This is a genomic window from Phocaeicola sp. (genome assembly GCF_048170425.1).
In the GTDB taxonomy this organism is placed as follows: Bacteria; Bacteroidota; Bacteroidia; order Bacteroidales; family Bacteroidaceae; genus Phocaeicola.
The window spans coordinates 1-3361 of record NZ_DBEXBB010000150.1 but is presented as its reverse complement, the minus strand read 5'-3'; the positions used below and the strand labels follow the sequence as shown (position 1 = coordinate 3361).

Annotated in this window: 3 protein-coding genes; 2 read left to right on the top strand and 1 reads right to left on the bottom strand. The window is 43.9% G+C overall.

The genetic code is table 11. From position 1 onward, the window contains the following. Window positions 1-139: 139 nt before the first annotated feature. Window positions 140-1309, top strand: a complete 1170-nt coding sequence (locus ACMJ0U_RS05745; RefSeq protein WP_417128771.1) for a MalY/PatB family protein — start codon at window positions 140-142, stop codon at window positions 1307-1309. Window positions 1310-1391: 82 nt separating this feature from the next. On the opposite strand, the gene ACMJ0U_RS05740 is transcribed toward ACMJ0U_RS05745, so the two are convergent. Further along, window positions 1392-2345 (bottom strand): tetratricopeptide repeat protein, encoded by a 954-nt coding sequence (locus tag ACMJ0U_RS05740; RefSeq protein WP_417128770.1) that lies wholly within the window; start codon window positions 2343-2345, stop codon window positions 1392-1394. Between the two features lie 97 nt (window positions 2346-2442). Between ACMJ0U_RS05740 and ACMJ0U_RS05735 the strand changes: the two genes are divergently transcribed. Further along, on the top strand, window positions 2443-3150 hold the full coding sequence (locus tag ACMJ0U_RS05735) for a hypothetical protein (RefSeq protein WP_417128769.1): 708 nt from the start codon (window positions 2443-2445) through the stop codon (window positions 3148-3150). Window positions 3151-3361 lie beyond the last annotated feature (211 nt).

The following is a 3361-nucleotide window of genomic DNA, read 5'->3' as shown; positions in this document are numbered from 1 at the left end:
CTTTAAAAAACAAATGTTCCAACAAACTTTTTCTTCTTATTTTTAAAAAATAGCCTCAGAATGGCGGATATGAATGTATTTTCTTACCTTTGTTGTACAGAGATATTTCATTTGTAAAACAGCCAAAACGAATAAGAACATGAACTATAATTTTGATGAAGTAATTGACCGTCGCGGTACATGCAGCGAGAAAGTAGACGGTATGGTAAACGTATGGGGACGTTCGGATTTGATTCCGATGTGGGTGGCCGATATGGATTTTGCCACACCTCCGTTTATTTTAGAAGCCATTCGCAAGCGTTGTGAACATCCGGTGTTAGGATATACCTTTCGTTCTGATGCTTATTTTCAGTCTATTATAGGATGGGTAAAGAAACGCTATGGCATGTCAGTAAAAAGGGAGGAAATTAACTTTGTACCTGGTATTGTACCTGGTTTAGGAATGGCCATCAACTGTTTCACGAAGCCGGGTGACAAAATTATGATTATGCCTCCAGTATACCATCCTTTTGCCTGGCTGGTGACACGCAACAATCGCCGCCTGGTGGAATGCCCGCTGAAGGAAGTGGACGGACATTATCGCATGGATTTGGATTTGATTCGACGTTCCATAAAGGGAGTACGGATATTGATTCTGTGTAATCCTCACAATCCGGGAGGTGTGGTGTGGAAAAAAGAAGAATTGCATGAATTGGCTGAGATTTGTGCCGATGACAATGTGATTGTTTTCTCAGATGAAATTCATGCCGATTTGACCTTGCCTCCTTATCAGCATCTGCCTTTTGCTATGGTGTCTGAAAAAGCACGCAACAACTCCGTGACTTTCATGGCACCCAGCAAGACTTTCAATATGCCGGGAGTGGCTGCTTCGCATACTATTATTTATAATGAAGGACTTCGTTCACGTTTTATGACTTACCTGGATGCCGGAGAACTGAATGCCGGACATGTATTTGCGTGGCCTGCCGTGATTGCCGCTTATACTGAAGGGGAGGAGTGGCTGAAACAGTGTCTGGCCTATATTCAGGAAAACATTGATTATGCAGATGCCTATACGAAAGCACATACTCCCAAGATTAAGGTGATGCGTCCGCAGGCTTCTTATCTGATTTGGCTGGATTGCCGTGAATTGAGACTTTCTCATGATGCGTTGAATGCTTTCTTTGTAGACAAGGCCGGATTGGCTCTGAACGATGGAGAGGTATTCGGTAAGGAAGGGGCAGGCTTTATGCGGATGAACGTAGGTTGTCCGCGTGTGATACTTGAAAAAGCCCTGCAGCAGTTGAAAGCGGCTTACGAAGCACTTTAATACATCTATTATTATAAAAAGAGCGGGTGTGGAATTTCAAGTCAAAGAATGTTCCGCACCCGCTCTTTTTGAACGGTATCGTTTAGTAGATTCCGGTTTGCAGATTACTCTTTTCAAAGTTATTGAAATTACCGGAAATCAGGTTTTCCTTTTCAGGAGCTAGTTCGATGGCCTTTTTCATGTCTTCTGCCGCACCGGCCTTGTCACCCATCAGCAGGTGCACACGTCCTCTTTCCTGATACAGCTGCGCTTCCTGCGGAATCAGTTCAATTGCTTCCTGATAATTCTCGAGCGCCTTTTCCAGTTGTTTTTCTTCAATCAGTAAGTCCCCTTTCAGCAAATACGCTTTCACGTTAAACGGGTTCAAAGCTATAACCTGTTCCACGCATGCTTCTCCTTCCTGACTTTCTCCCGTACCGATGTGGATGGTAGCTTTCAGGAGAAGCGCTTCCTCTTCTTCCGGGTTTAATTCCAGCACCTGATTCAGGTCGTTGAGTGCATCTTTTGCCTGACGCATTTCCCACAGCACTTCGGCACGCAGAAGATAGGCTTCTGTGAAACTCTCGTTTTGTACGATGGCTTTGGTCAGCATGACAATGGCTTGCAAGTCATTTCTCAAGCCGCGTGCCGCACGGGCGGCCAGGTAGTAAGCCTGGGCATTCTTCTCATCCAGGGCGATGGCTTTCTGAGAGGCTTTCTCCATACCCTCATAGTCTTCTTGTATATAGCATACGCTGGCTAAGGACAGCAGGGCCTGTACGTTCGTTTCATCTTTGGCAATCAGCCGGTCAAGGGTAATGCGCGCGTCCTCCGTACGGTTGGCCTGGAGGTATGCACTGGCCAGTAAAGTCAGCGTTTCCGCTTCTTCTTGAAGTGCCACTGCTTCCTCAAAACATTTGATGGCATAGGGTAGTCTGCCTATGTTACGGGCACGGATACCGTCATATTTCAGGATGTCGAAATTTTTCTTGTCTTGTTTCTCTTGTTCGTTTGCATCGGATTTACTTTTTCCGAATAAAGATGATAATAATCCCATGATAAGCTGATTTAATGTTTTTTCTGCAACAAAGATAGACAGAAAAAAGAAAGAAATTTGTATGTTTGCACCGTATTTTACTTTAAAAGATGAAACTATGAAGAGGCTAATGTTTTTGGTGGCAGCCGTTTGGGTTTGCCATTCCATGCAGGCACAATATTTCTGCACGACAGAAGGTACGGAACTGCACTATGTGAATTACGATGAAATCGGTCAGAGCACATCCGACGAAACAATGACAGTGAGTAAGGTGGAGAAGGTGGAGGGAAAGCTTCAGGCTGCCTACTATGATAAGATTGTCACTACAAAGGCAAAGAACAATACCAGCTATACTTTGTTCAACTGGAGTTATGATGGAGCCAATACGGTTTGTACGGAAGATTTGATGTATGGCCCGTATGTAGACTCTGATTCTGACCCCGATAAATATAATGAGGCTGCCCGTCTGGGATTGCTGGAGAAACTCAAATTTAAAGGAGACAATTCATTTACTATTAAAGACGGGGCCAAAGGCGGGGAAAGTATTCCCGACCGTTCTTATCAGGTAGTCCGCAATATGCTGAAAAATGAAGAGAATGTATCTGGTGCTGCTTATATGGGAAATGAAACCATCAGTACTACAGCCGGAAAATTTGATTGTGTGAAGATTTCTTACCTTCAGCGTACAAAAATAGTGCTGAAAACCACTACGCTGCGTGTGACCGAATGGTATGCCAAAGGAGTGGGACTGGTGAAATCGGAAGCATACGATACCAAAGGAAACTTGGACAGCAAGACGTTACTGGTGAAGATTGTAAAGAAATAAAGCACGCGATTTGTCGATAAAACTCCGGCCCGGAATCTGTTCTTGAGAAAGAAGGACTCCGGGCCGTTTTTTATAGGGATATTCAGTAAATGTCCCTAAAAGTAAGATGGCATATAAAGTCGATAGAGTATAATCACTTTATATGCCATTATTATTGCCCTTTTTCTGTGTTTTTTCATATAGTCCTATCTGTTGGACATGACGTTCCGGA